At 51.8% G+C, this 4,598-nt stretch carries 4 protein-coding genes; all 4 read left to right on the forward strand.

The window, feature by feature from the left end; all coding sequences use genetic code 11:
* On the forward strand, positions 1–1,348 hold a 1,348-nt coding region (gene cydD, locus EQY_RS0120685; protein ID WP_000685749.1), incomplete at its 5' end, for a heme ABC transporter permease/ATP-binding protein CydD.
* Positions 1,349–3,070 (forward strand): heme ABC transporter ATP-binding protein/permease CydC, encoded by a 1,722-nt coding sequence (gene cydC / locus EQY_RS0120690; protein ID WP_001202149.1) that lies wholly within the window; start codon positions 1,349–1,351, stop codon positions 3,068–3,070.
* Between the two features lie 44 nt (positions 3,071–3,114).
* A complete protein-coding gene (aat, locus tag EQY_RS0120695; protein ID WP_001241665.1) occupies positions 3,115–3,819 on the forward strand; it encodes a leucyl/phenylalanyl-tRNA--protein transferase in 705 nt (234 codons plus the stop codon).
* A 284-nt stretch (positions 3,820–4,103) separates the two neighbouring features.
* Positions 4,104–4,322, forward strand: a complete 219-nt coding sequence (infA, locus tag EQY_RS0120700; protein ID WP_001040187.1) for a translation initiation factor IF-1 — start codon at positions 4,104–4,106, stop codon at positions 4,320–4,322.
* Positions 4,323–4,598 lie beyond the last annotated feature (276 nt).

The following is a 4,598-nucleotide window of genomic DNA, read 5'->3' on the forward strand; positions in this document are numbered from 1 at the left end:
CCTGCCACAAATGGCGCTGGCAGTGTCGGTGCCGCTGCTGATTGTGGTAGCAATATTCCCTTCTAACTGGGCTGCGGCGCTTATTCTGCTGGGCACTGCGCCGTTAATCCCGTTGTTTATGGCGTTAGTTGGAATGGGCGCCGCCGATGCTAACCGACGTAACTTTCTCGCACTTGCTCGCTTAAGTGGGCATTTCCTCGATCGCCTGCGCGGCATGGAAACGCTGCGTATTTTTGGTCGTGGTGAAGCTGAAATTGAAAGCATTCGTTCTGCTTCGGAAGATTTCCGTCAACGGACAATGGAAGTGCTGCGGCTGGCATTTTTATCCTCCGGCATACTGGAGTTCTTTACCTCGCTGTCGATTGCCCTTGTGGCGGTGTACTTTGGTTTTTCCTATCTCGGCGAGCTGGATTTTGGTCACTATGATACTGGCGTGACGCTGGCTGCGGGTTTTCTGGCGCTGATACTTGCGCCTGAGTTTTTCCAGCCATTGCGCGATCTCGGTACGTTTTATCATGCTAAAGCCCAGGCTGTTGGCGCGGCGGACAGTTTGAAAACGTTTATGGAAACCCCGCTCGCCCATCCGCAGCGCGGTGAGACGGAATTAACATCGACCGATCCGGTGACCATTGAGGCCGAGGATCTGTTTATCACATCGCCAGAAGGTAAAACGCTGGCCGGACCGCTGAACTTTACTTTGCCAGCAGGTCAACGTGCGGTGTTGGTTGGTCGTAGCGGTTCAGGTAAAAGTTCACTGCTTAATGCGCTTTCCGGTTTTCTCTCATATCAGGGATCACTACGGGTCAACGGGATAGAATTACGTGATTTATCACCGGAATCGTGGCGTAAACATCTCTCCTGGGTTGGGCAAAATCCACAATTACCAGCAGCAACACTACGGGACAATGTGCTACTGGCGCGACCTGATGCCAGCGAACAAGAGTTACAAACAGCACTGGATAACGCCTGGGTCAGTGAGTTTCTACCGCTCCTGCCACAAGGAGTTGATACGCCTGTTGGCGACCAGGCTGCCCGCCTTTCCGTGGGGCAGGCGCAACGCGTGGCGGTGGCTCGCGCATTACTGCATCCCTGTTCGCTATTACTGTTGGATGAACCCGCTGCCAGCCTGGATGCACACAGTGAACAGCGAGTGATGGAGGCGCTGAATGCCGCCTCTTTGCGCCAGACTACGTTAATGGTCACCCACCAGTTAGAAGATCTTGCTGACTGGGACGCCATATGGGTGATGCAGGATGGTCAGATTATTGAGCAAGGGCGTTACGCGGAATTAAGCGTGGCTAACGGTCCTTTCGCTACATTGCTGGCTCATCGTCAGGAGGAGATTTAAATGCGCGCTTTGCTACCCTATCTGGCTCTGTATAAACGTCATAAATGGATGTTAAGCCTTGGTATTGTGCTGGCGATTATTACTCTGCTCGCCAGTATCGGTCTGTTGACGCTTTCCGGCTGGTTCCTCTCCGCCTCAGCGGTTGCGGGCGTTGCAGGACTGTACAGCTTCAACTATATGCTCCCCGCCGCAGGGGTGCGTGGCGCGGCAATCACCCGTACCGCAGGGCGTTATTTTGAACGTCTGGTGAGTCATGACGCGACTTTCCGCGTATTGCAGCATCTGCGCATTTACACCTTCAGTAAACTTTTGCCGCTCTCCCCTGCCGGGCTGGCGCGCTATCGTCAGGGCGAATTGCTCAACCGCGTCGTGGCGGATGTTGATACGCTCGATCATCTTTATTTGCGCGTTATCTCACCGCTGGTGGGCGCTTTTGTGGTGATTATGGTGGTGACAGTCGGGTTAAGTTTCCTTGATTTCACCCTCGCCTTTACGCTGGGCGGCATTATGTTACTGACGCTTTTCCTGATGCCACCGCTGTTTTATCGTGCGGGAAAAAGCACCGGGCAAAATCTGACTCATCTTCGCGGGCAGTATCGCCAACAACTGACGGCCTGGCTGCAAGGGCAAGCTGAGCTGACCATTTTTGGTGCCAGCGATCGTTATCGCACGCAACTAGAGAATACTGAAATTCAATGGCTGGAAGCGCAACGCCGTCAATCTGAACTGACCGCATTGTCGCAAGCGATAATGCTGCTCATTGGCGCGTTAGCGGTGATCCTGATGCTGTGGATGGCGTCCGGCGGCGTTGGCGGCAATGCTCAACCCGGCGCGTTAATTGCACTGTTTGTCTTCTGTGCGTTAGCTGCGTTTGAGGCTCTGGCGCCGGTGACAGGTGCATTTCAGCATCTGGGGCAAGTCATTGCCTCTGCAGTACGGATCACTGACTTAACGGATCAAAAACCGGAAGTCACCTTCCCTGATACCCAAACCCATGTTGCCGATCAGGTTTCCCTGATGTTACGTGATGTTCAGTTCACTTATCCGGAACAATCACAACAAGCTCTTAACAGGATTTCCCTTCAGGCAAACACCGGAGAACATATTGCGATTCTCGGTCGAACGGGATGCGGTAAATCAACACTGTTACAACTGCTGACCCGCGCATGGGACCCGCAACAGGGCGAGATTTTGCTTAACGGTAGCCCTATAGCCAGCCTGAATGAAGCGACTCTGCGCCAGACCATCAGCGTTGTGCCACAGCGTGTACATCTGTTTAGCGCAACGCTGCGAGATAATCTGTTACTTGCAGCACCAGGCAGCAGTGATGAGGCTCTGGCGGAGATCTTGCGCCGCGTCGGTCTGGAGAAGCTGCTTGAAGACGAAGGACTCAACAGTTGGCTGGGTGAAGGTGGACGCCAACTCTCCGGTGGCGAACTGCGCCGTCTGGCTATCGCCCGTGCGCTATTACACGATGCGCCGCTGGTATTGCTGGACGAACCAACTGAAGGCTTAGATGCCACAACTGAAAGCCAGATCCTTGAATTACTTGTAGAAATGATGCGTGAGAAAACGGTGTTAATGGTCACCCATCGACTTCGCGGTCTCTCTCGTTTCCAGCAAATAATTGTGATGGACAACGGACAAATTATTGAGCAAGGTACTCACGCAGAACTGCTTGCCAGACAGGGGCGTTATTACCAGTTTAAGCAGGGTTTGTGAGCTATTATTGAACGATCCGACTTGCGTAGTGGAGTTTTGCGGTCATGCGCCTGGTTCAGCTTTCTCGCCATTCAATAGCCTTCCCTTCCCCGGAAGGCGCATTACGTGAGCCTAACGGCTTGCTGGCGCTGGGGGGCGATCTAAGCCCTGCGCGTCTGTTAATGGCTTATCAACGCGGTATTTTTCCGTGGTTTTCTCCTGGCGACCCCATTCTGTGGTGGTCGCCCGATCCGCGCGCGGTATTATGGCCAGAATCACTGCATATTAGTCGTAGTATGAAACGCTTTCATAAACGCTCGCCCTATCGTGTCACAATGAATTACGCCTTTGGTCAGGTTATTGAAGGTTGTGCCAGCGATCGCGAAGAAGGAACCTGGATCACGCGCGACGTGGTTGAAGCCTACTACCGCCTGCACGAGTTGGGTCATGCCCACTCGATTGAAGTCTGGCGTGAAGACGAGCTTGTCGGCGGCATATATGGCGTGGCGCAGGGAACGTTATTTTGTGGTGAGTCGATGTTCAGCCGCATGGAAAATGCGTCCAAAACGGCGCTCCTGGTATTCTGCGAAGAATTTATCCATCACGGTGGCAAATTAATCGACTGTCAGGTGCTTAATGATCACACAGCTTCGCTTGGCGCCTGCGAAATTCCCCGCAGGGATTACCTCAATTATCTTAATCAAATGCGCCCGGAACGATTGCCGAATAACTTCTGGGTGCCACGGCAATTGTTTTCGCCTCAGAAATGAATGTTTTCGGCACATTTCTCTCCAGAGTGTTATAATTGCGGTCGCAGAGTTGGTTACGCTCATTACTCCGCTGCCGATAAGGAATTTTTCGCGTCAGGTAACGCCCATCGTTTATCTCACCGCTCCCTTATACGTTGCGCTTTTGGTGCGGCTTAGCCGTGTGTTTTCGGAGTTATGTGCCAAACCTGTTTGTTGCGATTTAGCGCGCAAATCTTTACTTATTTACAGAACTTCGGCATTATCTTGCCGGTTCAAATTACGGTAGTGATACCCCAGAGGATTAGATGGCCAAAGAAGACAATATTGAAATGCAAGGCACCGTTCTTGAAACGTTGCCTAACACCATGTTCCGCGTAGAGTTAGAAAACGGTCACGTGGTTACTGCACACATCTCCGGTAAAATGCGCAAAAACTACATCCGCATCCTGACGGGCGACAAAGTGACTGTTGAACTGACCCCGTACGACCTGAGCAAAGGCCGCATTGTCTTCCGTAGTCGCTGATTGTTTTGCCGCCTGATGGGCGAAGAGAAAGAACGAATAAAAGGTCGGTTTAACCGGCCTTTTTATTTTGTGATATGTATGAAGTACTTTGGAAGTATAAGTCCATAACTTGTCTCGATGTAGATATACTGCACAAGTTGTTTACAGTATGAGCAAACAATAATTATCATTAAAATTCTTCTTGACCGTTTTACTCCAACTCCCTATAGTAGCGCCCCGTTGCCACCCATGAGGTTTGGCAGCAAAACAATTTGGTGAGGTGTCCGAGTGGCTGAA

The organism is Escherichia sp. TW14182, assembly GCF_000208525.1.
Taxonomy (GTDB): Bacteria; Pseudomonadota; Gammaproteobacteria; order Enterobacterales; family Enterobacteriaceae; genus Escherichia; species Escherichia ruysiae.

Coding starts and splice junctions, on each gene's coding strand:
- aat (WP_001241665.1), top strand. CDS start 3,115: ATGCGCCTGGTTCAGCTTTCTCGCCATTCAATAGCCTTCCCTTCCCCG.
- cydC (WP_001202149.1), top strand. CDS start 1,349: ATGCGCGCTTTGCTACCCTATCTGGCTCTGTATAAACGTCATAAATGG.
- infA (WP_001040187.1), top strand. CDS start 4,104: ATGGCCAAAGAAGACAATATTGAAATGCAAGGCACCGTTCTTGAAACG.